Source organism: Neisseria sp. HMSC078H04 (genome assembly GCF_001838135.1).
In the GTDB taxonomy this organism is placed as follows: Bacteria; Pseudomonadota; Gammaproteobacteria; order Burkholderiales; family Neisseriaceae; genus Neisseria.
The window spans coordinates 232,294-258,457 of sequence record NZ_KV835852.1 but is presented as its reverse complement, the minus strand read 5'-3'; the positions used below and the strand labels follow the sequence as shown (position 1 = coordinate 258,457).

26 protein-coding genes and 1 tRNA gene are annotated in these 26,164 nt (G+C 49.0%); 9 read left to right on the top strand and 18 right to left on the bottom strand.

Annotated features, from left to right (window positions below; translation table 11 throughout):
- Positions 1 to 182: 182 nt before the first annotated feature.
- From rplT to HMPREF2560_RS09935, 5 genes are all read right to left on the bottom strand, one after another.
- The gene (rplT, locus tag HMPREF2560_RS09955) at positions 183 to 542 is read right to left on the bottom strand and encodes a 50S ribosomal protein L20 (protein ID WP_003675502.1); all 360 of its coding nucleotides are present in this window, start codon (positions 540 to 542) and stop codon (positions 183 to 185) included.
- 12 nt (positions 543 to 554) lie between these two features.
- Complete coding sequence (gene rpmI, locus HMPREF2560_RS09950; RefSeq protein ID WP_003675505.1) at positions 555 to 752, bottom strand: 50S ribosomal protein L35; 198 nt, start codon at positions 750 to 752, stop codon at positions 555 to 557.
- A 143-nt stretch (positions 753 to 895) separates the two neighbouring features.
- Positions 896 to 1,417, bottom strand: coding sequence for a translation initiation factor IF-3 (gene infC / locus HMPREF2560_RS09945; RefSeq protein WP_079453755.1), 522 nt, complete (start codon positions 1,415 to 1,417; stop codon positions 896 to 898).
- A gap of 17 nt (positions 1,418 to 1,434) precedes the next feature.
- Positions 1,435 to 3,348, bottom strand: a complete 1,914-nt coding sequence (gene thrS, locus HMPREF2560_RS09940; protein WP_070843132.1) for a threonine--tRNA ligase — start codon at positions 3,346 to 3,348, stop codon at positions 1,435 to 1,437.
- A gap of 52 nt (positions 3,349 to 3,400) precedes the next feature.
- Positions 3,401 to 3,477: transfer RNA gene (locus tag HMPREF2560_RS09935), tRNA-Val, on the bottom strand.
- Positions 3,478 to 3,711: 234 nt separating this feature from the next.
- Between HMPREF2560_RS09935 and tgt the strand changes: the two genes are divergently transcribed.
- The 4 genes from tgt to HMPREF2560_RS09915 all read left to right on the top strand — a co-directional run bounded on the left by tgt (position 3,712) and on the right by HMPREF2560_RS09915 (position 7,145).
- Complete coding sequence (gene tgt / locus HMPREF2560_RS09930) at positions 3,712 to 4,827, top strand: tRNA guanosine(34) transglycosylase Tgt (RefSeq protein ID WP_003745960.1); 1,116 nt, start codon at positions 3,712 to 3,714, stop codon at positions 4,825 to 4,827.
- An 85-nt stretch (positions 4,828 to 4,912) separates the two neighbouring features.
- The gene (gene hemH, locus HMPREF2560_RS09925) at positions 4,913 to 5,923 is read left to right on the top strand and encodes a ferrochelatase (protein ID WP_070873849.1); all 1,011 of its coding nucleotides are present in this window, start codon (positions 4,913 to 4,915) and stop codon (positions 5,921 to 5,923) included.
- Positions 5,924 to 6,127: 204 nt separating this feature from the next.
- A complete protein-coding gene (locus HMPREF2560_RS09920; protein WP_283122242.1) occupies positions 6,128 to 6,448 on the top strand; it encodes a c-type cytochrome in 321 nt (106 codons plus the stop codon).
- A gap of 205 nt (positions 6,449 to 6,653) precedes the next feature.
- A complete protein-coding gene (locus tag HMPREF2560_RS09915; protein WP_070873847.1) occupies positions 6,654 to 7,145 on the top strand; it encodes a disulfide bond formation protein B in 492 nt (163 codons plus the stop codon).
- Positions 7,146 to 7,205: 60 nt separating this feature from the next.
- Here the strand turns inward: HMPREF2560_RS09915 and HMPREF2560_RS09910 are convergent, their stop codons facing one another.
- On the bottom strand, positions 7,206 to 7,934 hold the full coding sequence (locus tag HMPREF2560_RS09910) for a YebC/PmpR family DNA-binding transcriptional regulator (RefSeq protein ID WP_049331317.1): 729 nt from the start codon (positions 7,932 to 7,934) through the stop codon (positions 7,206 to 7,208).
- Between the two features lie 364 nt (positions 7,935 to 8,298).
- On the opposite strand from HMPREF2560_RS09910, the gene HMPREF2560_RS09905 reads away from it, so the two are divergent.
- Positions 8,299 to 9,729, top strand: a complete 1,431-nt coding sequence (locus HMPREF2560_RS09905; RefSeq protein WP_070873846.1) for an alanine/glycine:cation symporter family protein — start codon at positions 8,299 to 8,301, stop codon at positions 9,727 to 9,729.
- Between the two features lie 58 nt (positions 9,730 to 9,787).
- On the opposite strand, the gene HMPREF2560_RS09900 is transcribed toward HMPREF2560_RS09905, so the two are convergent.
- The gene (locus HMPREF2560_RS09900) at positions 9,788 to 10,414 is read right to left on the bottom strand and encodes a PAQR family membrane homeostasis protein TrhA (protein WP_070625855.1); all 627 of its coding nucleotides are present in this window, start codon (positions 10,412 to 10,414) and stop codon (positions 9,788 to 9,790) included.
- A 198-nt stretch (positions 10,415 to 10,612) separates the two neighbouring features.
- Here HMPREF2560_RS09900 and cysD point away from each other — a divergent pair, with 198 nt between their 5' ends.
- A complete protein-coding gene (gene cysD / locus HMPREF2560_RS09895; protein ID WP_283132714.1) occupies positions 10,613 to 11,545 on the top strand; it encodes a sulfate adenylyltransferase subunit CysD in 933 nt (310 codons plus the stop codon).
- A gap of 232 nt (positions 11,546 to 11,777) precedes the next feature.
- Positions 11,778 to 12,341, top strand: a complete 564-nt coding sequence (locus tag HMPREF2560_RS09890; protein WP_070873844.1) for an RBBP9/YdeN family alpha/beta hydrolase — start codon at positions 11,778 to 11,780, stop codon at positions 12,339 to 12,341.
- 133 nt (positions 12,342 to 12,474) lie between these two features.
- Here HMPREF2560_RS09890 and pyrC read toward each other — a convergent pair whose 3' ends face one another.
- The 3 genes from pyrC to HMPREF2560_RS09875 all read right to left on the bottom strand — a co-directional run bounded on the left by pyrC (position 12,475) and on the right by HMPREF2560_RS09875 (position 14,437).
- Positions 12,475 to 13,509 carry a dihydroorotase gene (gene pyrC, locus HMPREF2560_RS09885; protein ID WP_070873843.1) on the bottom strand — a complete coding sequence of 345 codons (1,035 nt, stop codon included), beginning with the start codon at positions 13,507 to 13,509 and terminating at the stop codon, positions 12,475 to 12,477.
- A 97-nt stretch (positions 13,510 to 13,606) separates the two neighbouring features.
- Positions 13,607 to 14,200: an NMCC_0638 family (lipo)protein gene (locus HMPREF2560_RS09880; RefSeq protein ID WP_070873842.1), complete on the bottom strand. Its 594-nt coding sequence runs from the start codon at positions 14,198 to 14,200 to the stop codon at positions 13,607 to 13,609.
- 12 nt (positions 14,201 to 14,212) lie between these two features.
- The gene (locus HMPREF2560_RS09875; protein WP_003681929.1) at positions 14,213 to 14,437 is read right to left on the bottom strand and encodes a sulfurtransferase TusA family protein; all 225 of its coding nucleotides are present in this window, start codon (positions 14,435 to 14,437) and stop codon (positions 14,213 to 14,215) included.
- A gap of 109 nt (positions 14,438 to 14,546) precedes the next feature.
- On the opposite strand from HMPREF2560_RS09875, the gene HMPREF2560_RS09870 reads away from it, so the two are divergent.
- On the top strand, positions 14,547 to 15,158 hold the full coding sequence (locus HMPREF2560_RS09870; RefSeq protein WP_070625864.1) for a CNP1-like family protein: 612 nt from the start codon (positions 14,547 to 14,549) through the stop codon (positions 15,156 to 15,158).
- Between the two features lie 63 nt (positions 15,159 to 15,221).
- On the opposite strand, the gene HMPREF2560_RS09865 is transcribed toward HMPREF2560_RS09870, so the two are convergent.
- A complete protein-coding gene (locus HMPREF2560_RS09865) occupies positions 15,222 to 16,337 on the bottom strand; it encodes a porin (protein ID WP_070873841.1) in 1,116 nt (371 codons plus the stop codon).
- A gap of 387 nt (positions 16,338 to 16,724) precedes the next feature.
- On the opposite strand from HMPREF2560_RS09865, the gene HMPREF2560_RS09860 reads away from it, so the two are divergent.
- Positions 16,725 to 17,471 (top strand): carbonic anhydrase, encoded by a 747-nt coding sequence (locus HMPREF2560_RS09860; RefSeq protein WP_070873840.1) that lies wholly within the window; start codon positions 16,725 to 16,727, stop codon positions 17,469 to 17,471.
- Positions 17,472 to 17,533: 62 nt separating this feature from the next.
- Here HMPREF2560_RS09860 and HMPREF2560_RS09855 read toward each other — a convergent pair whose 3' ends face one another.
- From HMPREF2560_RS09855 to recN, 7 genes are all read right to left on the bottom strand, one after another.
- The gene (locus tag HMPREF2560_RS09855; RefSeq protein WP_049348005.1) at positions 17,534 to 19,168 is read right to left on the bottom strand and encodes a CTP synthase; all 1,635 of its coding nucleotides are present in this window, start codon (positions 19,166 to 19,168) and stop codon (positions 17,534 to 17,536) included.
- Positions 19,169 to 19,292: 124 nt separating this feature from the next.
- Positions 19,293 to 20,948, bottom strand: a complete 1,656-nt coding sequence (locus tag HMPREF2560_RS09850; protein ID WP_070829610.1) for an AMP-binding protein — start codon at positions 20,946 to 20,948, stop codon at positions 19,293 to 19,295.
- Between the two features lie 93 nt (positions 20,949 to 21,041).
- Positions 21,042 to 22,145 (bottom strand): tRNA 2-thiouridine(34) synthase MnmA, encoded by a 1,104-nt coding sequence (mnmA, locus tag HMPREF2560_RS09845; RefSeq protein ID WP_070734639.1) that lies wholly within the window; start codon positions 22,143 to 22,145, stop codon positions 21,042 to 21,044.
- A gap of 126 nt (positions 22,146 to 22,271) precedes the next feature.
- Positions 22,272 to 22,751: a copper chaperone PCu(A)C gene (locus HMPREF2560_RS09840; RefSeq protein WP_070734641.1), complete on the bottom strand. Its 480-nt coding sequence runs from the start codon at positions 22,749 to 22,751 to the stop codon at positions 22,272 to 22,274.
- Positions 22,752 to 22,882: 131 nt separating this feature from the next.
- Positions 22,883 to 23,266, bottom strand: coding sequence for a diacylglycerol kinase (locus HMPREF2560_RS09835; protein WP_070607869.1), 384 nt, complete (start codon positions 23,264 to 23,266; stop codon positions 22,883 to 22,885).
- 69 nt (positions 23,267 to 23,335) lie between these two features.
- Positions 23,336 to 24,292 carry a glutathione synthase gene (gene gshB / locus HMPREF2560_RS09830; protein WP_070607871.1) on the bottom strand — a complete coding sequence of 319 codons (957 nt, stop codon included), beginning with the start codon at positions 24,290 to 24,292 and terminating at the stop codon, positions 23,336 to 23,338.
- 115 nt (positions 24,293 to 24,407) lie between these two features.
- A complete protein-coding gene (recN, locus tag HMPREF2560_RS09825) occupies positions 24,408 to 26,069 on the bottom strand; it encodes a DNA repair protein RecN (RefSeq protein WP_070607873.1) in 1,662 nt (553 codons plus the stop codon).
- Positions 26,070 to 26,164: the final 95 nt, after the last annotated feature.

Below are 26,164 nucleotides of genomic sequence, written 5' to 3'. Positions count from 1 at the left end.
TTGCAAACCTGTTCAGACGGCCTTTTGTATTAGTGCGGCCAATCCGTTTGATAAGAGGGGCCTATTTTATCGCAAATCAGTATAAAAAAATAGAGTTTAAAGAAAGAAAATCAACTACATAGAGTTTCTTCCAAAAAAGAAAAAAGGAAGCATAAGCTTCCTTTTTAAATAATCTTATCGAATTAAGCAGCCAAAGCAGCTTTAGCTTTTTCAACCAATTGTGCAAATGCAGCTTTGTCGAATACAGCCAAATCAGCCAATACTTTGCGGTCGATTTCGATAGCAGCGCGTTTCAGGCCGTTCATGAATTTGCTGTAAGACAGACCATTTTCACGGGCACCTGCATTGATACGAACGATCCACAGTTGACGGAATTGACGTTTGCGTTGGCGACGGTCACGGTATGCGTATTGACCGGCTTTCATTACCGCTTGTTTGGCAACACGGTAAACGTTTTTACGACGACCGCGGTAGCCTTTGGCTAACGCGAAGACTTTTTGGTGACGAGCACGAGCGGTAACACCGCGTTTTACGCGTGGCATATTCTAAACTCCTTAAGCGTAGGGCAACATTTTAGCAACAGAAGCCAAATCGCGTGAATCCACCATAGCGGTGCCGCGCAATTGACGTTTAGTTTTAGTGGTTTTTTTGGTCAGGATGTGACTTTTGAACGCATGACCGCGTTTTACACCACCGTTACCCAGTACTTTAAAGCGTTTTTTCGCGCTAGACTTGGTTTTCATTTTAGGCATTGGAAAACTCCATTCGTTATTAGATAAGGTATAAGGGGGTTTTGAAATAAATTTCAAACTCTTGAAACCCAAAATACCACGGTTTTTGCCGCTAATTAAACCTTATTTCGAGCGGCAATCGAAATAAGCCTCGGATTATAGCTTTATTTTTTCTTAGGCGCAATCATCATCACCATTTGACGACCTTCCATTTTAGGGAAGGACTCGATTTGCGCTACTTCTGCCAAATCTTCTTTTACGCGCTCAAGCAGTTGGGCACCCAATTGTTGGTGGGCCATTTCACGACCGCGGAAACGCAATGTTACTTTGACTTTGTCACCATCGGCAAGGAAGCGGTTGATGTTGCGCATCTTGATTTGATAGTCGCCTTCATCTGTACCCGGACGGAATTTAATTTCCTTAATTTGTACCTGCTTTTGGTTTTTCTTGGCTTCGTCGCGCTTCTTGGCTTGTTGGTATTTGTATTTACCGTAATCCATCAGTTTGCATACAGGCGGTTTGGCAGTCGGGGAAATTTCTACCAAATCGACATCTTGCTCTTCGGCCATAGCCAGAGCTTCACGAACTGAAACGACACCAAGCTGATCGCCTGACTCACTGATTAATCGCACTTCTTTGGCGGTAATTTCACCATTGATTCGTGCTTCGCGTTCTTGAGCGATGATGAATACTCCTATAAAAATTAATGATTGACGAGGGCGTCAGTGATTTCTTGCTGCAATTGCGCAATAAAATCATCTACATTCAAAGAACCCAAGTCTTCTGCTTTGCGGCGTACCGCAACTTTGTTTTCTTGTTTCTCTTTATCACCGACAACGATTTGATAAGGGAAACGGTATTGGCTGTTGTCGCGGATTTTGTAACCGATTTTTTCGTTACGCAAATCCAATTCGACACGGAAGCCTGCAGCCTGCAATTTGGCAGCCACTTCGCGACAATAATCTGCTTGGTTTTCAGTGATATTCATAATCACCATTTGAACCGGCGCAAGCCACAATGGGAATGAACCTGCATGGTTTTCAATCAGAATACCGATGAAGCGCTCCAACGAACCCAAAATAGCACGGTGCAACATTACAGGACGCGCACGGTCGTTGTTTTCTGTTACATATTCGGCATTTAAACGTTCTGGCAATACGAAGTCCAATTGCAGGGTACCGCACTGCCAAGAGCGACCCAAGGCATCTTTAACATGGTACTCAATCTTAGGACCGTAGAATGCGCCTTCGCCAGGTAATTCTTCCCACTCTACGCCGCAAGCGGTCAATGCATCACGCAGGCCTTGTTCGGCTTTATCCCAAACTTCGTCAGAACCTGCACGTTGCTCAGGGCGGAGGGACAACTTCACGGCAACATCATGAAAGCCGAATTGTTTGTAAATGCGAACCAGCAATTCATTAAATGCACGTGCTTCATCAACGATTTGATCTTCGGTACAGAAGATATGCGCATCATCCTGTACAAAACCGCGAACACGCATCAGACCATGCAACGCACCGCTTGGTTCATTGCGGTGGCAAGAACCGAACTCAGCCAAACGCATTGGCAAATCGCGATATGAGCGCAAGCCGTTATTGAAAATTTGCACATGACCCGGACAGTTCATCGGTTTAACCGCGTATTCACGTTTTTCGGAACTGGTCACAAACATATTGTCTTTATAGTTTTCCCAGTGGCCGGATTTTTCCCAGAAGGTTTTATCCATAATCTGAGGCGTTTTCACTTCTTTATAACCGGCAGCATTCAGCTCTTTGCGCATATGCTGCTCAATCACTTGCCACAAAGCCCAGCCTTTAGGATGCCAGAACACCATACCCGGCGCTTCATCTTGCAGGTGGAACAAGTCCAATTGTTTACCCAGCTTACGGTGATCGCGTTTTTCCGCTTCCTCGATGCGCTGGATATAGGCTTTTAATTCGTCTTTACTTGCCCAGGCTGTACCGTAAATACGTTGCAACATTTCATTGTTGCTGTCGCCGCGCCAGTATGCACCTGCCAGTTTGGTCAGCTTGAAGTTTTTCAAGAAACGGGTATTGGGAACGTGAGGACCGCGGCACATATCGACGTATTCTTGATGATGATACATACCCATTGCTTCCACTTCAGGCATGTCTTCAATCAGACGCAATTTGTACTCTTCGCCGCGATCTTGGAAAATTTTGACGGTTTCTGCACGAGGCGTCATCACTTTAATAACGTCATAGTCTTGTGCAATCAACTCTTTCATGCGCGCTTCAATGGCTGCTACATCATCAGGCGTAAATGGTTTTTCAGTTGCGATATCATAATAGAACCCGTCTTCAATCACCGGGCCGATAACCATTTTGGCATCAGGGTAGAGCTGCTTGACCGCATGACCGACCAAGTGCGCGCAGGAGTGGCGGATAATTTCCACACCTTCTTTGTCTTTAGGCGTAATGATTTGAACGTGGGCATCTTCGGTAATCGGATCGCAAGCATCCACCAATTTACCGTTAACCTTGCCTGCTACCGTTGCCTTTGCCAAACCTGCACCGATAGACGCTGCAATTTGCGCCACGGTAACGGGTGATTCATATTGGCGGACCGAACCGTCCGGCAAGGTAATGTTCAACATCAGAAAGCTCCAAAACATTAAAAAATAACGGCATAAAGCCGTTATGGAAATTTGGTAGGCACAATTGGACTCGAACCAACGACCCCCACCATGTCAAGGTGGTGCTCTAACCAACTGAGCTATGTGCCTTCATCTAAGTCGCTTATTGTAACGAAGCGTGTTCCCTTTTGCAAGCATCTGTAAATACTTTTCAGACGGCCTGGATATTTTTGTTTGATTTATGCCTCATTTTTTATTTCTTCTATTATTCAGGCCATCTGAAGCATTGTTTTGACAAAGATAAAATCCAGCCGTCAACCAACGAAAAATCCTTTATAATCTGCCCTTTCATTTCGCACACACGCGAACGTCCAATCTATTATTATGCTCAAATTTACCTTACACAAAAAAGACGGTCATGCCCGACGCGGTACTTTGGAACTGAACCACGGCAAAATCGAAACGCCGGTATTTATGCCGGTCGGTACTTACGGCTCGGTCAAAGCGATGAACCCGCAAAACCTGCATGACATCAAAGCGCAAATCATCTTAGGCAACACTTACCATCTGTGGCTGCGCCCAGGCTTGGAAGTCATCGAACAATTCGGCGGCTTGCATGAATTCATTGGCTGGGACAAGCCGATTTTGACCGACTCGGGTGGTTTCCAAGTATTTTCGTTGTCCGATATGCGCAAGCTGACCGAAGAAGGCTGTACATTCCAAAGCCCGATCAACGGCGACAAACTGTTCCTCTCGCCCGAAGTGTCGATGAAAATCCAAACCGTGTTGAATTCCGATATCGTGATGCAGCTGGACGAGTGTACCCCTGGCGAAGCAACGCACAGCCAAGCGCAAAAATCGCTGCAAATGAGCCTGCGCTGGGCGGAACGCAGCAAAAAGGCTTTTGAAGACCTAAAAAACCCGAATGCGCTGTTTGGTATTGTCCAAGGCGCGATGTATGAAGATTTGCGCGAAGAATCGCTGAAAGGTTTGGAAGAACTCGACTTCCCCGGCTTGGCCATCGGCGGCTTGTCCGTTGGCGAACCTAAGCCCGAAATGTACCGTATGTTGCGCGCCGTCGGCCCTATCCTGCCGGAACACAAACCTCATTATTTGATGGGCGTCGGCACGCCTGAAGACTTGGTGTACGGCGTGGCACACGGCGTGGATATGTTCGACTGCGTCATGCCTACCCGCAATGCGCGTAACGGCTGGCTGTTTACCCGTTTTGGCGATTTGAAAATCAAAAATGCCAAACACAAACTCGACAAGCGTCCGATTGATGAAAGCTGCACCTGCTACGCATGCCAAAACTTCAGCCGCTCCTACCTGCACCACCTGCACCGAGTCGGCGAAATCTTGGGCGCACAGCTCAACACCATCCACAACCTGCACTTCTACCAAGTCATCATGGCCGAAATGCGCGAAGCCATCGAACAAGGCAAATTTGCCGATTGGCAGGCGCAATTCCATGAAAACCGCGCCCGCGGTGTGGATTAATCCTTTTAAAGGCCGTCTGAAACCAGGTTTTGATTCAAACTGCTTTTCAGACGGCCTCAATATTCATCATTAATAAAGCACAACCATGTCCCGTTTCCATACCGAACCGGCCCTAGCCTATACCGCACAAAACCGTACCGCCGTCCTGCTGCTCAACCTTGGCACGCCTGACGCGCCCACTGCTGCCGCAGTCAAGCCCTACTTGAAAGAATTTCTGTCTGATCAACGCGTTGTCGAACTGCCCAAGCTCCTATGGCAACCGATATTGCGCGGCTTGGTATTGACTTTTCGCCCGAAAAAAAGCGCGCATGCCTATGAAAAAGTTTGGTTTAAAGAAGGTTCGCCGCTTGAGGTTTACACGCGCCGCCAAGCAGAAGCCCTGGCCAAACATTTGCCCGATGTCATCGTCCGTCATGCAATGACTTACGGCAATCCAAGCGTTGCCGATGTTTTGGCGGAACTCAAAGCCCAAGGCGTGGGCAAATTGCTGGTCATCCCGCTCTATCCGCAATATGCCGGCTCTTCTACTGGCGCGGCTTTGGACAAAGTGTTTCAAGAGTTATTGCTGCAACGCAACCAAATGAGCGTCCGCACCGTCTCCCGTTATTACGACGATACCGCCTATATTCAAGCCATGAAGCAGCATATTGAAGCCTATTGGGCCCAAAACGGACGCGGTGAAAAACTGATGTTGAGCTTCCACGGCATTCCGCAAAAGCATCACGACGACGGCGACCCCTATCCTGACGAGTGCCACCATACTGCCAAACTGCTGGCGCAGGCATTGGGCTTGTCCGAACAAGAATATATCGTTTCTTTCCAAAGCCAGTTTGGCAAATCCCAATGGGTCAAGCCCAGCACGCAAGCCCTGTTTGATCAGCTGCCGAAACAAGGCACGACCAAACTCGACGTATTCTGCCCCGGCTTCCTGGCCGACTGCCTCGAAACCATGGAAGAAATCGCCATTATGGGACGCGAACAATTCCACGCCGCAGGAGGCAAAGAATACCGTTACATCCCCTGCCTCAACGATTCCGCCGACTGGATTGCCGCACTTGCACAATTAAGTCGGGCCAATCTGCAAGGCTGGATTTGACCTAAACCAAAGGCCGTCTGAAAAATCCACTTTCAGACGGCCTTTAGCGTTATCATCAAGCTATTAAAACGCAAACCAAGCGTGTAGCCATCAAAAATACTACTCAAAAAGGAACACATCATGACTGCACTCCCACTCCGCCCTATCCTGCTCCTTCTGACCGCACTCAGCATCCCAACCGCTTTTGCTGCTGATGCCACGTTGATGAGCAAAGGACAAAAAATTTACGAAACCAACTGCGCCGCCTGCCACGGGAAAAAAGGCGAAGGCCGAGGTGCCATGTTCCCGCCTTTATTCCAGTCCGACTATATCAATAAAAAACCGCAAGTGCTGTTGCAAAGCATGACCAAAGGCATCAACGGCCCGATTAAAGTAAACGGCAAATCCTACAACGGCTTCATGCCTTCTACCGCCATCAACGATGCCGATGTTGCCGCCGTTGCCACGTACATCATGAATGCCTTCAATAATGGCGGCGGTACGATTACTGAAGCAGATGTCAAAAAATCTCACGGGAAAAAATAAAACGTCTCTCCCCTAAAGGCCGTCTGAACATTTCAGACGGCCTTTTCGATATGGAACACATTTTTATTTCCATATTTATGGTTACGCAACATCAACAAACATACGCAAAAAACCGTCAAACTAAAAAAAGCATATGTGTTTTGTGTTAAAGTAAACATTATTTATCGGCTGTTTTGCGTCCAGGCCGTCTGAAAGGTTTTATATTATGAACTTTTTCCGCAAGACTGTTTTATTTCTAGTCGTCCTCTCCATATTTGCCGCCTGCGGCTCCTTTATTTCCCAATACGTTTTGGGCATGAACCCGTGCGTATTGTGTATCCTGCAACGCTTGTGCGTATTGGCTGTCGGGCTGTTGGCCATTGTTACGGCATTCAGCTCGCAATCTTCCAAATTTGCCCGCTCACTCTCGGCATTGTTGATTGCCGCCCCGGCCGTTTACGGTGCCGGTGTCGCCGCCTATCAAATTTGGCTGCAAAGCCTGCCGCCCGGCACCGCCCCTTCTTGCGGCGCACCTTGGACTTTCCGCCTACGCAACTGGCCTTTGTTCGATTGGTTTGAACCCATCGTCCGCGGCTTTGGCAACTGCGCCGAGCCAGACTATCTATTCGGCGTCGCCCTGCCGGTTTGGAGTATTTTGTATTTCAGCTTCGTGGTATTGCTGCTGCTTTGGACTTGGTTGAAAACCAGAAAAATCTAATTGGTTTCGATATAAAAAGGCCGTCTGAAATTTCAGACGGCCTTTTGTTCTTTAAACTGTTTAGTCCAGATTCAACACGGCAGAAGTGTAAACGTCTTGTACGTCGTCCAAATCTTCCAATGCATCAATCAGTTTTTGCATCTTAACCGCATCTTCGCCGCTCAACTCGGTTTCGTTTTGGGCGCGCATGGTAACGTCGCCGTCAACAGATTTGTAGCCTGCGGCTTCCAATGCCGCTTTCACGCCTGCCCAGTCGTTCGGCGCTGTGACCACTTCGATGGAACCGTCGTCGTTGGTAATGACGTCTTCCGCACCGGCTTCCAAAGCCGCTTCCATCAGCGCATCTTCGTCAACGCCCGGTTCAAACACCAAATAGCCTTGATGAACGAAGTTGAACGCTACGCAACCGTCAGTACCCAAGTTACCGCCGTTTTTAGTGAAAGCATGGCGCACATCGGCAACGGTACGGGTTTTGTTGTCGGTCAGACAGTCCACCATCAAAGCCGCGCCGCCAATGCCGTAGCCTTCGTAACGCAACTCGATGTATTCCACGCCTTCCAGATTGCCCGTACCTTTATCGATGGCACGTTGCACGTTGTCTTTAGGCATATTGTTTTCAGCGGCTTTTTCCAAAGCCAGGCGCAGGCGCGGGTTTGCGCCGGGGTCGCCGCCGCCCATGCGGGCAGCAACGGTAATTTCTTTAATCAGACGGGTGAAGATTTTGCCGCGTTTGGCATCTTGTCGGGCTTTTTTGTGTTGGATATTTGCCCACTTACTATGGCCTGCCATGTTGATTCCTTTCGTTTTTTCACGCGCTGAGGCGGAATTTGCTTCATTTGTAAGGCGTGCATTTTATCATAAGTTGCCTTTAGCCAAAATATTCAGACGGCCCGAATATTTGCAAAAACAGGCCGTCTGAAAACAAAGAAACTTTTTTAAATAAAGAAGCACATTTGCGGCAAACCTTTGTCAGTTTTTCGTTTTAATTCACGAAGGTTTACGGTATGATGACAAAATCGGTCAAAATTGTTAACAACTTAACCGGTATCGAATGGCAAAACGGCCTGCTCGCCGATATTGCCAAACGCGAAAAATGAGTGGGAGTAGTTACCCGTATCATTTTATTTTTATTGTTTTTATTAAAGGTTTTATTATGGAAGAAATATTGTCTGCTCTGGTGGGTGCAGTCAATCTGGTTCTTTGGGACTACCTGCTGATTTATGCCTTAATCGGTATTGGCCTGTTTTTTACCCTGTACTTGGGCGCGCCGCAAATTACCAAATTTGGGGCGGGTTTTAAAGCCGTTTTCGGCGGCTTGTTCAGCAAAAAAGACAAAGACCACGAAGGCAAATCCCTGTCTCAATTTCAAGCGCTTGCCGTAGCGATTTCTGCGCAAATCGGTACCGGTAACGTTGCCGGTGTCGCCACTGCGATTACTGCCGGCGGCCCGGGTGCCATTTTTTGGATGTGGTTGTCTGCCATTTTGGGCATGTCTACCATTTTTGCAGAAGCCGTTTTGGCGCAAAAATACCGCGTGGTCAGCCACGGCAAATACATCGGCGGCCCTGCGTTTTACATCACGCACGGCCTGACTCCGAAAATCGGCCGTGGTGCGGCGCGTTTTCTGTCCGGCTTTTTCTCTATCGCCTTGATTATCGCGCTGGGCTTCATCGGTAACGCGACCCAATCCAACTCCATCGCTTCGGCCATGAATTTGGCTTTCGATATTCCCCCTATGGCTGTCGGCATTGCTTTGGCGGTATTCGCCGGCCTGATCATCATTGGCGGCATCAACCGCATTGCCGGTATCGCGCAATTTGTCGTGCCGTTTATGGCGGTGATTTACATCTTGTGTGCCGTGATTATTTTGTTCAAATTCTCCGACCACATCATCCCGATGTTCCACAGCATCTTTGTCGCCGCCTTTAATCCTGAAGCGGTATTGGGCGGTGCAGCCGGTATCGGTATGCGCGAGGCAGTCCGCTTCGGCGTGGCACGCGGCCTGTTTTCCAATGAAGCCGGTATGGGTTCGACCCCGCACGCTCATGCGACCGCCAACGTCAAACACCCTGTACAACAAGGTATGGCTGCGTTTATCGGTATCTTCATCGATACGCTGATGGTCTGCACGGCAACTGCGCTGATTATCCTGCTGACCGATGCCAACCTTTCCGGCGAAACCGGCGCGGCAGTTACCCAACTGGCGTTTAACAAAGCCTTCCCGGGTTTCGGTTCGCAACTGCTTGCCGTCTGTCTGACCTTCTTCGCCTTCACCACCATCATCGGCTGGTACTACTTCGGCGAATCCAATATCCGCTTCCTGTTCCGCGGCAAACACTTGGGCATCTACCGCGCACTGGTTTTGGTAGCCATCGTATTGGGTACATTGGGCAAAGTGGATTTGGTTTGGAGCATGTCCGATATGTTCAACGGCTTTATGGTCTTGCCGAACTTAATCGCCCTCTTCCTGCTGCGTAAGGAAATCCGTGCGGTTTACGACGATTATCTGGCGCAAACCAAAGCCGGCAAAGAGTTGACCTACAACTACGAATTCCACGAATTCCACGACAAAAACCCAGGTTGACGACAAACAAAAACCTCTCAGTCAAACTGAGAGGTTTTTTATTTCAGGCCGTCTGAATCTACAACACATAAAAATAAATGCTGATAAATTGCGTCAAACTGCCTGCCAAGACAAACAAGTGCCAGATACCGTGGCCGTGGCGGATTTTCGTATCGTTGATAAACCAATAAATCCCCGCGCTATACAATACGCCGCCCAACACCAGCCAAAATAATCCACCGGCCGAAAGCGACTGTATCAGCGGCCATACCGCCACCACAATCAACCAGCCCATCAACACATAAATCACCATCGACAGCAGCCGCTTCTCGCTTTTACGCCCAATCGTCAGCTCCTGAACAATGCCCAGCAAAGCCAGTCCCCACGACACACCGAAAAGCGACCAGCCCCAACCGCCGTGAAGGGTAATCAGCGTAAACGGCGTATAGCTGCCCGCAATCAAAAGATAAATCATGCAATGATCGACCTTTTGCAAAATCGCCTTGGCTTTCGGCTGCGGAATGCTGTGGTATAAGGTTGAACCCAAATACAGGAGCAGCAGGCAGACTCCGTAAGTCAGTGCACCGGCAATCCGATAGCCGTCCGCCGATTCCACCGCTTTCACCAGCATCAGCACCAAGGCCGCCACTGCCAACAAGAAACCGGCCAAATGGCTGTACGCATTAAATCTCTCGCCGTGATACATAAACCATTCTCATTTATAAAAGACCAAAGTGTACGCCAAGATAGATGCTTCGTCAGAGAATTCGGGTTAAAAATAAGTTAAAGCGCAAAGGCCGTCTGAAAAACACGGCCTTGCAATATAACAAAAACATCTTTGCAACAAACAAACCATTCTTTCCCTTTTTCAGACGGCCTCACTAAAGTATCGGCTATCGCCAAGATTGCAAAGAGAGAAAAGATGTCCATCCAAAACCACCACCTCGACTGGCTCGAAGCCGAATCTATCTACATCATCCGCGAAGTGATTGCCAATGCTCAAAACCCGGCCCTGCTGTTTTCCGGCGGTAAAGACTCCGTCGTATTGCTGGCGCTTACCGTCAAAGCCTTCCAAATCGAAGGCCGCCCGCTGAAGCTGCCGTTCAAACTCCTGCACGTCGATACCGGCCATAATTACCCCGAAGTCATCCGGTTCCGCGACGACACGGTCGCACGCACCGGCGTACAACTTGTGGTCGGCAGCGTAGAAGAGTCTATCCGCAAAGGCAGCGTCGTCTTGCGTCGCGAAACCGATTCGCGCAACGCCGCCCAAGCCGTTACACTGGTTGAAACCATCGAAGAACAAGGCTTTGATGCGTTGATGGGCGGCGCTCGCCGTGATGAAGAAAAAGCGCGCGCCAAAGAACGCATCTTCTCTTTCCGAGACGAGTTCGGCCAATGGGACCCCAAAAACCAACGTCCTGAATTATGGTCGCTCTACAACACACGCCTGTTCCAAGGCGAAAACATGCGCGTATTCCCGATTTCCAACTGGACGGAATTGGACATCTGGCAATACATCGCACGCGAAAAACTCGCCCTGCCGCAGATTTATTACGCCCACAAACGCGAAGTTGTCGAACGCAACGGCCTGCTCGTTCCCGTTACCCCGTTGACCCCCAAACGCGAAGGCGAAGCTGCCCAAATCCGCGATGTCCGCTTCCGCACCGTCGGCGATATTTCCTGCACCTGCCCGGTTGCCAGTACCGCCGCCACGCCCGAAGACATCATTGCCGAAACCGCCGCCGCGACCATTTCCGAACGCAGCGCCACGCGCATGGACGACCGCGTATCGGAAGCAGCAATGGAAGAGCGCAAAAAACAAGGCTATTTCTAAACCTGTTTTTCAGACGGCTCCTATATATTTCAAACCCGAACAACACGGCAAAGCCATCCGCCCCTGCCGTGTTGTTTGCTTTATTATTATTGCAAATATCATTTAACAACAAAAGCTTAATCAATCATCCTGACAAAGCGGAAAACAATAAAACATAAACAAACATGGTATAATAAACGCTTACAGGCAGAAATTTAGACAAAAATCTCAGGCCGTCTGAAGGAGGAGAAATATGAATCAACGCGTTTATATCGTACATGGCTTTGAAGGAAATCCGCACGGCAACTGGTTTGACTGGCTTTGCGCCCAAATCAAAAGTACCGGCGCACAAGCAATCTCCCTCGCCATGCCCAATCCCGACAAACCAAGCACGACCGCGTGGCAGTTTACCCTTGACCAGCACATTGGCAAGCCCGATGCCCATACCTTCCTAGTCGGCCACAGCCTCGGCTGCATTACCCTCCTTCACTTCCTCAGCCGCCAACAGCCGCAAAAAATCGGCGGCCTGCTGCTTGCCGCAGGTTTTGCCGATACGCTACCGCCCTTACCTGCGCTCGATGCCTACATTAAAGCAGCGTCCCCCGATTTCGACATCCTGCGCAAAATCGACATGCCCAAACACTGCCTGGTTTCCGACAACGACACCCATGTTCCGCCCGAACTGACTTTGAACATGGCGGCCAAACTCAAAAGCCCTGTTACCCATATCCCCGAAGGCGGCCATTTGATGGCTTCGGACGGCTTTACCCAACTGCCGCAGGCTTGGGAAGCGCTGAAACCCATGTTGACCGACTAAACACGAAATATAATTTGGTTTTCAGACGGCCTTGTATGCCTCCTCTCCCCATAACAGGCCGTCTGAACGACAATAAAAAACAACCTGCCCTTTCAAGCAGGTTGTTTCTTTTTATGCCTTATTGGCGGCAAATTTAATATTGCACCGTCCATTCAATCTCGCTGCCGGCCCTCATCGGTACAAGTTCGCCATCGCCGTAAGGTACGCTGGCAGGTACGGTTTGCGTTTGTTTGACCAAGGTGATGGTATCGGAATTTTCAGGCAGACCGTAGAAACGCGGGCCGTTTTTAGAAGCAAAGGCTTCCAGTTTGTCCAACGCGCCTGCTTTCTCAAACACTTCGGCATAAAGCTCGATAGCAGTCATCGCGCTGAACATACCAGCGCAACCACAAGCATTTTCTTTGGCAGTTTTGGCATGTGGCGCAGAGTCCGTGCCGAGGAAGAATTTGTGCGCCTTATCACCGGTAACGGCGGCAACCAAAGCCTGACGGTGGGTTTCACGTTTGAGTACAGGCAGGCAGAAATGATGAGGGCGCACGCCGCCGACCAAAAGGTCGTTACGGTTGAGCAGCAAGTGTTGCGGCGTCACGGACGCAGCCACATTATCGCCTGCTTCCAATACCAGTCGGGCTGCTTCGGCAGTGGTGATGTGTTCAAACACGACTTTAAGATTCGGCACTTGCGCCAAAACCGGCTTCATCACGCGCTCGATAAAGGCGGCCTCACGGTCGAAAATATCGATTTCAGGATCAGTGACTTCGCCGTGAACCAAGAACAAAATACCCTGTTTCGCCATTTCTTCCAACACGGGAATCAGCTTAAACAAGTCGGTCACGCCGGAATCGGAATTAGTGGTCGCGCCTGCTGGATAAAGTTTGAAAGCCACAATACCGGCAGCCTTGGCTTCGCGCACGAGTTCGGGAGTGGCGTTGTCGGTCAAATAAAGCGTCATCAACGGCTGGAAGGTGCTGCCTTCAGGCAGGGCGGCCATAATGCGCTCTTTATATGCTTGAGCATCGGCAACGCTGACAACGGGCGGCTTCAGGTTGGGCATGATAACCGCACGGCCCATTTGTCGGGCGGTGTACGGGACAACGGCTTTGAGCGCGTCGCCGTCGCGCAGGTGTAAGTGCATATCGTCGGGGCGGATGATGGTCAGGGTTTGCATAGCTTACTTTCGAGTGGTTTGGTTTGATAATGTTTCAGACGGCCTTTATTCGGCGGTAACGGTTTCTAGCAATTTGATGTTTCAATCGTCAACCGGCCTAAGGCAAAACGGGTGCCTTATTGTCGTAAGAATGATGGGTCAAATAAAAAACAGCCTGTACCGGAAAATGCTCGGACGACGTTGTTTTAACGGTCAGCAAGGTTTCTTTCGAACTGCCGGACGCGCGCCATGCGTAGGAAATCTGACGCATAGGCAACGGGGTTTCCGCCAAATTATCGGCACGCAATTCAGCGTTCAAACCTTGCGGCGGATTTTCTGCCAAAGCCAAAAATTGTTTGAAAATCAGATGGTCGTCGGCTTTAGCCGTGCGCACGCTGCAACTGTCTTCAGTCAGGCTCAAATAATAATCTGCGCCGTTTTCCGTTTTCTTCCAAATGCTTAATGCCTCCAAATCCATCATTCCGGCAGGCAAATCGGCAATATCTTTTTTCGACAATAAAATCAGCTTGTTGGCATTGGCAAACTCGCCGACAAGGGCGGCATCGCCGTCTGCAGTCACGCAGCTTTGGCGGAACAAGTCGGTTACATTTTGGGCATAATCGGCAGCGTTCTGCGGCGAAACACTTTCATTGCCGCATGCACTCAGGCAAACAGCCGATACAACGGCAGACAACGCGACAGCTTTAGACATTTCAGACGGCCTTTATTTGTGTTTCAACACCAGCTTGAACACGCCGTCGGCCTCGCTCGATTCCAACAAAACATGTCCGGTCTGACGGCAAAACGCTTCAAAATCACCGGGCGCGCCGCCATCGGTGGCCAATACGGTCAGCACTTCGCCTTCCTGCATTTGTGCCAAAGCTTTTTTGGCACGCAAAATCGGCAGCGGGCATTTCAAACCGATGACATCCAGAGTTTGTGTATTCATGATGAAAACTCGTCATATTTATCAGAATTAACGTCAATTATACCGCACTTACTTGCACCCCACCCTGCAAGCCCATAAAATAAAGCCGTTTTTCACTTTGGAGCTGTCTATGCGCCGTTTTGCCCTTCTCGCTCTCAGCCTTGCCGCGACTCAAGCATTTGCTTTGGGTTTCAGCCAAAAGGATACGCTGACCAACACGCGTTATCAGGAAAGCCCTGAAGAAGTTGCCGCACGCGAATTTAAAGAACACAAAGCCGAGTTGCCGCCCCTGCCCGATACCCAATCGGGCGATTGGTTCGACCTCTATGTCAACGAAACCTACGGCAAGCAGCCCAAAATCCTGCTCAGCAGTCTGCAAATCATGCCTGCGCCTGACAACAGCATCCGCTACGTCTTGAACGTGCGCTCCGACAAAGGCTACGACAACCTCTCCGTCGAAGGCCTCTATTGCGCCCGTACGTCCTTTACTTACAGCAACGACAAGCGTTCTTCTTACAAAGTATTCGCTTACGGCGACACAGTAAACCACCGCTGGATCGAGCCGCGCAAAGGCGATTGGAAGCTGATCGGCAATACGTTCAGCCGCAACGACGCCATGCACACCGCCCTGTATCAGGCATTTTGTGTCGACGGTATGCCGACAACGGTCGAAGGCTTGGTACAACGTTTGAAAGAACGCGGCGGTCGTCACGGCACAACGCTGACTAACCACGACAAATAAACCGCTTTAATCAACAAAAAGGCCGTCTGAAATTTTTCAGACGGCCTTGTCTTTCAAGACGGCTTAGAATTTGTGATACAGGCCCACAGAAGCGGCTTTTTGTTCAACGCCGCCTTTGTTGACCGCAGTCAGACGGGTTTTGTTGCCGACTTTCAGATACGCCAGTTGGGCATTGATGCCGGTGCGTTTGCTGAAGGTGTATTGGCCGCCGACAACGACTTGGTCGAATTTATCCACCAATTTCTCGCCACTGTTCACGCCCTTGGCAGGCCAGCCGTGTGCGTAAGTAATGCGTGGGGTCAAGTTGCCGAATTTGTAGCCGACAGTTACCGCTGCATCAACTACTTTTACGGCTTCAGATTTGCCTGTATCGACAGTAATGTCACTACCCTTGTACTCATTAAAACCATCGGTGAAATAGCCTAAATATTCGTTGCCTGTCTCATGGCCTTTGGCATAGTGTACGCCGCCGCCGACAAAGAGATTGTCTTTATCGTAATAAGTTTCGACTTTGGCGATTTGCGCCGCTTTGACTTTGCCTGATTTGTCGGTGTACGCGCCATTATAGTGGCCGTAAGCCGCATTGGCGGTAAAGCCGTTTTTAGAGAAGCTCACGCCGCCGGTGTATTGGTCTTTGGCCGCTTGGGTGTGCGTGTATTTGTCTGAAGGATTGCGGTTGTCGCGCGGTGCGTAAGACACGTTGAATTTGAATCCGCCAAAATCCGGGCTGTCGTAGCGTACAGCGGCGTTGCGGTTGCCGGTACGAGTAAAGATGCCCAAGCCTGCGGCATTGGTTTTGTACATCCATGGATCGATGGTGTCCATTTCATTCAGCATATTGCTGAGTTTACCGGCGCGAATCTTACCGAAGTTACCTTGCAGGCCGATGAAGGAGTCCCGAGTGGCAAAACCTTGGGAACCGCCGGTAATGGCCGTTTTTTGTTCTACCTGCCAAATGGCTTTCAAATCGCCGCCCAAGTTCTCGCTGCCTTTGAAACCGATGCGGGAGGTATTGTCATTGATGCTGGTTGCGGTAGAGCTGGTTTCAGAACCTGCGTCACCTTTGATTTTGACCTGACCGACGGTCACGCTGCTTTTGATTTGACCATACAGAATCACTTCTGCAGATGCAGCCAGCGGCAAACCGGCAATAACCAAAGCGATAATCGATTTTTTCATTATTCTCTCCAAAACAAAGTTAAAATCTCGTGAAAACACGTTTAGCAATATTAATGTTTTCCAACGCTACAAACAACTACTTTCATCTTGATAAACACTTTTATTCATTAGAGTTTAGACTTTTTACAACATTTTCAAATAAAACAGGCCGTCTGAAAGAAATTTCAGACGGCCTCTCCCATTCAAAGTCACGGCAAGGACAATCATCCCTCTTATTGCAATCATTTAATCAAAAATGATTGCTTGATAAATGTTTGCCATATATCAACCCAACATTCCCAAATTGCCACTATCATTAACTTTCTTCTTATGAAGAAGTTTTTTTATATCAATAATTTATTTGGTATAAATTTTTTTTTTACCTAATATAAATAAACAGGAGCCCTTATGTTGAACAAACATCTCTTTTTATCTTTGCTAATGGCTGTCTCTACTGCAACGGTATCCGCCGAAACCCATCATGCACATTGGTCTTACACAGGTGAAAACGATGCTGCACACTGGGGTGATTTGAGTGAAGACTTTGCTGTCTGCAAAACAGGCAAACAGCAATCTCCAGTGGACTTCTCCACGACAAAAGCAGTAAAAGGCAAACAACTGGCATACCGTTACAACGTCGCCGACTACAAAGTAGAAAATAACGGCCATACCCTTCAAGCCACGCCGCAAGGCAAGGCTCAAACCATCGTGATTAACGGTAAAACCTATACCTTCAAACAATTCCACTTCCATACGCCGAGCGAACATACTTTCAAAGGCAAACATTTCCCGATGGAAGCGCATTTTGTCCATCAAGCCGAAGACGGCACTTTGGCGGTCATCGGCTCTGTATTTAAACCGGGCAAAAACAACCCTGCCTTGTCCGCACTCACTGCCAAAAAACTGAAAGCGGGCGAATCCGTAACGTTGAAAAACTTGAATATCCAAGCCCTGCTGCCTAAAGATAGCAAGTCCTTCCAACTGAAAGGCTCGCTGACAACGCCGCCTTGCAGCGAAAACGTGACTTGGGTTGTCTTAAAAACTCCTGTTCAGGCAGATGCGGCGCAGTTTAAAGCCATGCGCGACATTATCGGCGGCGAAAACAACCGTCCCGTACAACCTTTAAACGACCGCGAAGTCAATGAAGACAAATAACTTCTAAGGCCGTCTGAAAACAAAAAAGCACCCGGAAATGGGTGCTTTTTCAATCACATCAATCAGGCTTTTTTGTTACCCAACGCAGCTTTCACAAACGCGCTGAACAAAGGATGGCCTTTGCGCGGATTGGAAGTAAATTCCGGATGGAACTGACACGCGAAGAACCAAGGATGATTTGGCAATTCGATGGTTTCAACCAAACGCTCGCGGCCTGCGGATACACCGCCAATGACCAAACCCGCTTTTTCCAACTGAGGCACATAGTTGTTGTTAACTTCGTAGCGGTGGCGATGACGTTCGCGGATATGTTCGCTGCCGTAGATTTTTGCGGCAAGGCTGCCTGGTTTGAGGTCAACTTCTTGCGCACCCAAACGCATGGTCCCGCCCAAATCGGCAGATTCGTCGCGGGTTTCTACGCTGCCGTCTGCAGTTTGCCATTCGTCAATCAGGGCAACGACAGGCGCGGCGCATTTCAAGTCAAACTCGGTAGAGTTCGCACCCTTCAAGCCTGCAACATCGCGGGCGTATTCGATCAGGGCAATTTGCATACCCAAGCAGATGCCCAAGTATGGTACGTTGTTTTCACGCGCATAGCGCACGGCGGCAATTTTGCCTTCTACGCCGCGTGAACCGAAGCCGCCCGGCACCAAAATCGCGTCCATGTCTTTGAGCATGGAAACGTCACCATTGCTCTTCTCGATGCTTTCGCTGTCGACAAAGGTAATTTGTACGTCGGTTTCAGTATGAATACCGGCGTGTTTCAGGGCTTCGATCAGCGATTTGTAGGACTCGGTCAAATCAACGTATTTGCCGACCATTGCGATTTTGACGGTGTGTTTCGGATTTTGAATCGCGTGAACGATTTTCTTCCATTCGGTCAAATCAGCTTGTTTGACATTCAGTTGGAGCTGCTCGGTAATGATGCTGTCGATGCCTTGGTTGTGCAGCATTTCGGGGCATTCGTAAATACTGTCCACATCGTAGCTGCCCACGATGGCACGTTCTTCAACGTTACAGAACAATGCAATCTTACGGCGCTCGTCCGCAGGCATTTCTCTGTCCATACGGCAGATCAGGATGTCCGGTTGCAAACCGATGCTCAACATTTCTTTAACGGTATGCTGGGTCGGTTTGGTTTTGATTTCGCCGGCGGCGGCAATGTAAGGCACATAGCTCAGGTGGGCAAACAATGTATTGTTGCGGCCGAGCTGGCTGCGCATTTGGCGGATGGCTTCCAAGAAAGGCAACGATTCGATATCGCCGACTGTACCGCCGATTTCAACAATCGCCACATCATAACCAGCCGCGCCTTCATGGATACGGCGTTTAATTTCATCAGTAATGTGCGGAATCACTTGTACGGTACCACCCAAATAGTCGCCGCGGCGCTCTTTGGCAATCACGTTTTCATAGACTTGGCCGGTACTGAAGCTGTTACGGCGGGTCATGGTGGCGTTGATGAAGCGCTCGTAGTGACCCAAGTCGAGGTCGGTTTCCGCGCCGTCATCGGTCACGAATACTTCACCGTGTTGAAACGGGCTCATGGTACCCGGGTCAACGTTGATATACGGGTCGAGTTTAAGCATGGTCACGTTCAAGCCACGCGACTCGAGAATAGTAGCAATAGAAGCGGCGGCGATACCTTTACCCAAAGAAGATACAACGCCGCCGGTTACGAAAATAAATTTAGTCATGATGTGATACCCATGTTGGAATGTGTGATTTTAACTTGAAGCAGCATATTCTGGCAAACGGCAAAAGCTTCAGGCCGTCTGAAAACAGCGTTTTCAGACGGCCTTATCATACTGATTCTATATATCAGCGCAGCTCGCGGCGCAGGATTTTGCCGACGTTGGATTTTGGCAACTCGTCGCGGAATTCGATGTCTTTCGGCACTTTATAAGCAGTCAGCTCTTTACGGCAGAAATCAATCAACTCTTCCTTGGTCAAAGACGGGTCTTTGCGTACGACGAAGACCTTAATCGCTTCACCGGTTTTCTCGCTTGCCACGCCGATACAGGCGACTTCCAAGACTTTGTCGTTGCTGGCCACCACTTCTTCGATTTCGTTCGGATACACATTGAAACCGGATACCACAATCAAATCTTTTTTGCGGTCCACCAGTTTCAGCCAGCCTTTTTCATCCATCACGGCAATGTCGCCGGTCTCTAAAAAGCCGCGTGCATCGATTGCTTTGGCGGTTTCTTCAGGACGGTTCCAATAGCCTTTCATCACTTGCGGACCGCGTACCCACAATTCGCCCGGCTGTCCGATAGGCACTTCTTTGCCGTCCGCATCGCGTAATTCGACTTCGGTTGAAGAAACAGGTAAACCGATACCGCCGCTGTAAGCCTCGATATTCAAAGGATTGCAACATACGCCCGGGCTGGCTTCGGTCAAACCGTAAGCTTCCACAATCGGCGTACCGGTGATTTTTTTCCATTTTTCCGCAACGGCTTTTTGCGTTGCCATACCGCCGCCCAAAGTTAGCTTCAAACGGGAAAAATCGACTTCGGCGAAATCTGGACGGTTGACCATCGCATTAAACAAGGTATTCACACCGATGAACACGCTAATCGGCTCTTTTTTCAATTCACCGATAAATCCTTTCATATCGCGAGGGTTGGTAATCAGGATGATTTTAGAACCGGTATTGGCGAAAATCATCAGGTTTACCGTCAAGGCAAAGATATGATAAAGCGGCAACGCGGCAATAACCGTTTCTTTGCCTTCGTGCAGGCTGTTTTTAATCCATTCTTTTGCCTGCAACATATTGGCGCAGATATTGCCGTGACTGAGGACAGCGCCTTTTGCCAAACCAGTCGTGCCGCCTGTATATTGCAGCAAGGCAGTATCGTCGCGCGTCAACTCGACTGGTTTGAACGTATTTGCCGCACCTTGCTTCAAGGCCGTCTGAAAAGTCACGGTATTGGAAATGCGGTATTCCGGCACCATTTTTTTCACTTTGCGGATGACAAAGTTCATCAACGCGCCCTTAATCATGCCGAACATCTCACCGACCGACGCGACAATCACATGTTTGATTTGCGTACGCGGCAACACCAGCTCCAGCGTATTGGCAAAGTTCTCCAACACGACAATCGTTGTCGCGCCACTGTCTTTCAACTGATGCTCCAACTCGCGCGGCGTATAAAGCGGATTGGTATTCACTGCCACCAAACCTGCCTGCAAAATACCGAAAAGCGCAATCGGATATTGCAAAACGTTCGGCATCATAATTGCCACACGCTCACCGCGCGGCAGTTTCAATACGTTTTGCAGGTAAGATGCAAAATCGGTCGCCAACTTGCCCACTTCGGCATAAGTCAGCGTTTTGCCCATATTTTGAAAAGCAGGTTTATCTGCGAATTTCTCGACACTTTGACGGAATACATCGCTGATGGAGCTGTATTGAGAAATATCGATTTCAGGGCTTACACCTTGTTCGTAGCTTTTGAGCCAGAGTTTTTCCATATTGATCAGTCTTTTATTGAGTCGTTTTTTGAAATCGAGGCCGTCTGAAAATCTGAGAGAGTCAGCCGATTACGTTTTCAGACGGCCCTTTTATTAAGCAGTAATAATGACAGGCTTGTCGGTGGACATGATGATGCCGCCGCCCAAGCACACATCGCCGTCATACAGTACCGCAGATTGGCCTGGGGTTACTGCCCACTGCGGCTCGTCAAAGACAAGCTCGATGGTTTCATCATCCAAGTAACGCAACGTACAAGGTGCGTCAGCCATACGGTAGCGCGTTTTACAGGTATAGCGGCCTTCTTTCGGACGGTCGGGCAATGTGAAACTCAAATCGTTCATAATCAGGCTTTGTGTATAAAGCAAAGGATGGTCATGGCCTTGGACGACAATCAGTTCGTTTTTGGTCAAATCCTTGGCCGCAACAAACCATGGTTCGCCTGCGCCTCCGATACCCAAACCTTTGCGTTGGCCCAGCGTGTAAAACATCAAGCCGACGTGTTCGCCAACCACTTTGCCTTCAGGGGTAACCATTTTGCCATTATTGGTCGGCAGGTATTTTTGCAGAAATTCGCGGAACGGGCGTTCGCCGATAAAGCAAATACCGGTACTGTCTTTTTTGGTTGCAGTCGGTAATTTGAATTCTTCGGCAAGATGGCGGACTTCAGGTTTCTCCAACTCACCCAATGGGAAAATCGCGCGCTCAAGTTGGAAAGGCTTGAGGCGGTACAGGAAATAACTTTGGTCTTTGTTTTGATCCAAGCCTTTGAGCAGGTAATGCACGCCGTTTCGAACTTCTTTGCGGGCATAGTGTCCGGTGGCAATGGTATCGGCGCCCTGCTCGATAGCGTAGTCCAAAAAGCATTTGAATTTGATTTCGGCATTACACAAGACATCCGGGTTTGGCGTGCGGCCTGCGCTGTATTCTTTAAGGAAATAGGCAAATACGTTGTCTTTATATTGCGCGGCAAAATTGACGATGTCGATATCGATTCCGATGATATCGGCAACGGCAATGGCATCAAAGGAGTCTTGTTTGATGCTGCAATATTCGTCGTTGTCGTCATCTTCCCAGTTCTGCATGAACACGCCGCTGATTTGATGGCCTTGCTGTTTGAGCAGGGCCGCGGTAACGGATGAATCGACGCCGCCGGAAAGGCCGACGATGATGTTTGTTGGTGTGCTGGTAGTATTCATGAGGGGAATGTGGGTTTCAAATGCATTTTTTAAAGCGTAATTTTAGCACATTTTGATTTAACGACAGAAAAGGCCGTCTGAAAGCCCAATGACTTTCAGACGGCCTTTATATGAAAATTCAAGCAATTAGTGCTGATGCGCGCCACCATGACCATGGCCATGACCGTGATCCATACCGGATTGCGGTGCAGTTTTCACTTCCAGCTCGACAGTTTGAGGTTTCGCGTTTTTGAATTTCAGGGTTACAGGCACTTTTTCGCCTTCTTTCAATTGTTTTTTCAGACCCATAAACATAACGTGGTAGCTGCCCGGTTTCAGCTCGGTTACGCCTTTTGCCGCCAAAGGCACGCCGCCTTTAACTTCGCGCATACGCATAACACCGTTGTCGTTAATATGGGTGTGTACTTCAACACGTTCGGCAACAGGGCTGCTGCCACCTACCAAGAAGTCTTGTTTGGCTTCATCGTTTTGGATTTTCATGAATGCGCCACCCATTTTCATACCTTCGACAGTGGCACGGGCCCAACCGTCTTCAATATGGATACCGGCTGCAGATACGGAAGTTGCCAAGCCTGCCAGAATCAGGGTTGCCATTAATTTTTTCATGTTTTGCTCCTTGTGTTTGCCAAATGGCTGGGATATACAGCCTTCATCTTACAATCAAAGGCCGTCTGAAAACTTTGATATAGATTAATTAATACTATCTAATCCTAACGAATTACCATATTACCACATTTTTAAGCAGTTAATGCAACAATCCAAACAATAAATAACATTAACAAAGCCATCAGTTGTGCGGCCGAACCGGCATCTTTGGCACGCTTGGCAAGCTCGTGTTTTTCAGTAGAAGTATGATCAACAGCTGCTTCGACGGCGGTATTAAACAATTCGGTAATCAATGAAATAAACGATGCAACAATGAGCACCATTTTGATGGCCGGTCCGAAATCAAGGAACAACGCCAAGACAATTAAAATCAGGTTCAACCAAAAAACTTGGCGAAATGCGCTTTCATAACGATACGCGGCAGCCAGTCCGTCTTTGGAATAACCAAACGCATTGATAATGCGCTTGATGCCGTTTTTGCCTTTTTTCTCGGAAGCGTAGGAAGATGGTTTCATCATATACTCAACATTAGAATGCCGTCTGAAAAAGAAACGGTCGGGGCAATTTTCAGACGGCCTTTGGATTTATTGTTTTGCCCAAGATACCACGGCATCTGCAAACATGGCGGCAACGTCGAAATCTTTTTGCTTCATGATTTCTTGGAAGCCGGTCGGGCTGGTTACATTGACTTCGGTCAGGTTGCTGCCAATGACATCCAAACCGGCAAGCAAAATACCGCGCCGCTTCAATTCAGGTGCAAGGGTTTCTGCAATTTCACGGTCGCGTTCGCTCAACTCCTGTGCCACGCCGCGGCCGCCGGCAGCCAAGTTGCCGCGCGTTTCGCCGTTTTGCGGAATACGCGCCAAAGCATACGGAACAACTTCCCCACCGATAATCAGAATGCGCTTGTCGCCATGTACGATTTCAGGAATATAACGTTGCGCCATGATGGTGCGTGAATCAAGCTGCATCAGGGTTTCCAAAATACTGCCGATATTGGGGTCGGATTCGGTCAGGCGGAAAATGCCCATACCGCCCATGCCGTCCAACGGTTTGATGATGATGTCGCCGTGTTTTTTCAAAAAGGCACGGACATCGGCGGAACGTGTGGTAACCAAAGTCGGCGCGGTAAACTGGCTGAAGTTCAAAATCGCCAATTTCTCATTGAAATCACGCATTGCTTGTCCGCTGTTAAATACTTTTGCACCCTGCTGCTGTGCCAAAGTTAAAAACTGGGTTGCATACAGATATTGCATATCAAACGGCGGATCAGTGCGCATAATGACCGCATCGAAGTCTTTCAAGGCCGTCTGAACTTTTGCCTCTGCTTTAAACCATTCGTGATCGTCATCGTGCTTCGCGCCGACAAACTCAAATGCCGCTGCCTGAGCCACTACCCAGCCTTCACGGACAGACAATTCTCCACTCAAGGTATGAAAAAGCTGCCAACCGCGCTTTGCCATTTCACGCATCATGGCGTAAGTAGTGTCTTTATAGGTTTTAAAACTTGCCATCGGATCGGCGATAAACAGGACTTTCATCAAAATTTCCTTGTAAACAGACGATATAATCATACCTTGTATTCTGCCTGCCTGAAAAGGTGGCAAAATATAGAAAAGGCCGTCTGAATCCTATTTTCAGACGGCCTTTAGGCTTTTAGGCAGCTGCCAAATGCAAGAGTTCGGCAGCATGGCTGCGTGTGGTATCGGTAATGATTTCGCCACCCAGCATACGCGCGATTTCCTCAATGCGCTGATGATGGTTCAAGACGCTGATTTCGCTGACAGTTTGTTCGCCTTCGCTATGCTTGCGGACCTGCCAATGGTTTTCACCGCAAGAGGCAACTTGAGGAAGATGGGTTACTGCCAAGACTTGATGTTTTTTACCTAAGGCACGCAAAGCTTTACCGACCATTTCTGCAACGCCGCCACCAATACCGGTATCCACTTCGTCAAAAATCAATGTCGGCACTTGCGTATATTGGCTGGCAACCACTTGCAAAGCCAAGCTGATACGCGCCAATTCGCCGCCGGAAGCCACTTTATTCAAAGGACGGGACGGATTGCCTTTATTTGCCGCCACTTGGAATTGCACCTGCTCCAGACCATGTGCGGTCGGCGAAGACGGCAACAAGACGATGTCAAAACGTGCGCCCTTCATGGCCAAATGTTGCATATGCTCGGTTGTTTCTTCGCCCAAACGGCCGGCTGCCTGATGGCGCATGGCAGAAAGAATATGCGCTGCTTCGTGGTATTCGGCAAGATTGCGTGCGACTGTATTTTCCAAGGCTTCCAAATCGGCAGCCGCTTGCAGATTTTGCAGGCGCTCGTCGATTTCTGCCAACTTTTGCGGCAACTCTTCCGGCTCAATGCGATATTTGCGCGCCATGCTCATCAATTCGCCCATACGGCTTTCTTGTGCGGCCAATTCATTAGGATCGATATCGCTGCGACCGGCTACATCGCGCATATTGGCACTGATTTCACCCAATTCTGCTTCAATACTTGCCAACATATTCAGGCTCTCGGCAAAGCGCGGCTCAATGTTTTGCAGATTGCCAAGCAGTTTTTGGCATTGATAGATTTGACGTTGGATGCCGTTGTCTCCGTCTATACTGTCGCCCACCTGCTCGGCGGTTTGCAGCAACTCGGCCGAATGCGCCAGGCTGTCGTGGCTTTGGCTTAAGGTTTCCCATTCGTTGGGTTTGAGCTCCAATTGGTTTAATTCATTAAACTGCCATTCCAAACGCTCGCGCTCGATGGCCATGGTTTCTGCCTGTTCTTGCGCTTCTTGCAGGGCTTTTTTCGCATTGACCCAATTTTGATAAAGCTGTTTGACCGTTTCTGCCTGCTCTTTGCTGCCGGCAAATGCGTCCAACAACTCGCGTTGCGCAGACTCTTGATTCAACGAATGATGGGCATTTTGGCCGTGAATATCGATTAACTGCTCGCCAATAGCTTTCAGCTGCGCCAATGTTGCTGCCTGATTATTGATATAACTGCGACTTTTACCCTTGGCATCGATAATACGGCGGATGCTGAGCTCTTCGGCATCTTCTTCCAAAAGGCCTTGCTCCTGCAGTTGCGCTTTCAGTTCGGGCAAACCGCTGATGTCGAACAAAGCCGACAACTGCGCTTCTTTGGCGCCGCTGCGCACTTGGCTGTAATCGGCTTTGTCGCCCAACAACAGGCCAATCGCATCCAGAGTAATCGATTTGCCTGCGCCGGTCTCGCCCGTCAATACGGTAAAGCCGTTTTGAAAATCAAGATTCAGGTTTTCAACAATGACAAAATCACGCAAAGAAAGTGCCAACAGCATTGTAGTATTCCTTAGTAAATTACCCGCACTCATGCAGAATATCTTTAGATAAACTGATTATAACTAAGATTTTTTATAGTTTGAATCAGATTTTT

Excerpts from the sequence above, each read along its gene's own strand:
- rplT (WP_003675502.1), bottom strand. The coding sequence starts at position 542 with ATGCCACGCGTAAAACGCGGTGTTACCGCTCGTGCTCGTCACCAAAAA.
- rpmI (WP_003675505.1), bottom strand. The coding sequence starts at position 752 with ATGCCTAAAATGAAAACCAAGTCTAGCGCGAAAAAACGCTTTAAAGTA.
- thrS (WP_070843132.1), bottom strand. The coding sequence starts at position 3,348 with ATGTTGAACATTACCTTGCCGGACGGTTCGGTCCGCCAATATGAATCA.
- tgt (WP_003745960.1), top strand. The coding sequence starts at position 3,712 with ATGCTCAAATTTACCTTACACAAAAAAGACGGTCATGCCCGACGCGGT.
- hemH (WP_070873849.1), top strand. The coding sequence starts at position 4,913 with ATGTCCCGTTTCCATACCGAACCGGCCCTAGCCTATACCGCACAAAAC.
- HMPREF2560_RS09920 (WP_283122242.1), top strand. The coding sequence starts at position 6,128 with ATGAGCAAAGGACAAAAAATTTACGAAACCAACTGCGCCGCCTGCCAC.
- HMPREF2560_RS09915 (WP_070873847.1), top strand. The coding sequence starts at position 6,654 with ATGAACTTTTTCCGCAAGACTGTTTTATTTCTAGTCGTCCTCTCCATA.
- HMPREF2560_RS09910 (WP_049331317.1), bottom strand. The coding sequence starts at position 7,934 with ATGGCAGGCCATAGTAAGTGGGCAAATATCCAACACAAAAAAGCCCGA.
- HMPREF2560_RS09905 (WP_070873846.1), top strand. The coding sequence starts at position 8,299 with ATGGAAGAAATATTGTCTGCTCTGGTGGGTGCAGTCAATCTGGTTCTT.
- HMPREF2560_RS09900 (WP_070625855.1), bottom strand. The coding sequence starts at position 10,414 with ATGTATCACGGCGAGAGATTTAATGCGTACAGCCATTTGGCCGGTTTC.
- HMPREF2560_RS09890 (WP_070873844.1), top strand. The coding sequence starts at position 11,778 with ATGAATCAACGCGTTTATATCGTACATGGCTTTGAAGGAAATCCGCAC.
- pyrC (WP_070873843.1), bottom strand. The coding sequence starts at position 13,509 with ATGCAAACCCTGACCATCATCCGCCCCGACGATATGCACTTACACCTG.
- HMPREF2560_RS09880 (WP_070873842.1), bottom strand. The coding sequence starts at position 14,200 with ATGTCTAAAGCTGTCGCGTTGTCTGCCGTTGTATCGGCTGTTTGCCTG.
- HMPREF2560_RS09875 (WP_003681929.1), bottom strand. The coding sequence starts at position 14,437 with ATGAATACACAAACTCTGGATGTCATCGGTTTGAAATGCCCGCTGCCG.
- HMPREF2560_RS09870 (WP_070625864.1), top strand. The coding sequence starts at position 14,547 with ATGCGCCGTTTTGCCCTTCTCGCTCTCAGCCTTGCCGCGACTCAAGCA.
- HMPREF2560_RS09865 (WP_070873841.1), bottom strand. The coding sequence starts at position 16,337 with ATGAAAAAATCGATTATCGCTTTGGTTATTGCCGGTTTGCCGCTGGCT.
- HMPREF2560_RS09860 (WP_070873840.1), top strand. The coding sequence starts at position 16,725 with ATGTTGAACAAACATCTCTTTTTATCTTTGCTAATGGCTGTCTCTACT.
- HMPREF2560_RS09855 (WP_049348005.1), bottom strand. The coding sequence starts at position 19,168 with ATGACTAAATTTATTTTCGTAACCGGCGGCGTTGTATCTTCTTTGGGT.
- HMPREF2560_RS09850 (WP_070829610.1), bottom strand. The coding sequence starts at position 20,948 with ATGGAAAAACTCTGGCTCAAAAGCTACGAACAAGGTGTAAGCCCTGAA.
- mnmA (WP_070734639.1), bottom strand. The coding sequence starts at position 22,145 with ATGAATACTACCAGCACACCAACAAACATCATCGTCGGCCTTTCCGGC.
- HMPREF2560_RS09840 (WP_070734641.1), bottom strand. The coding sequence starts at position 22,751 with ATGAAAAAATTAATGGCAACCCTGATTCTGGCAGGCTTGGCAACTTCC.
- HMPREF2560_RS09835 (WP_070607869.1), bottom strand. The coding sequence starts at position 23,266 with ATGAAACCATCTTCCTACGCTTCCGAGAAAAAAGGCAAAAACGGCATC.
- gshB (WP_070607871.1), bottom strand. The coding sequence starts at position 24,292 with ATGAAAGTCCTGTTTATCGCCGATCCGATGGCAAGTTTTAAAACCTAT.
- recN (WP_070607873.1), bottom strand. The coding sequence starts at position 26,069 with ATGCTGTTGGCACTTTCTTTGCGTGATTTTGTCATTGTTGAAAACCTG.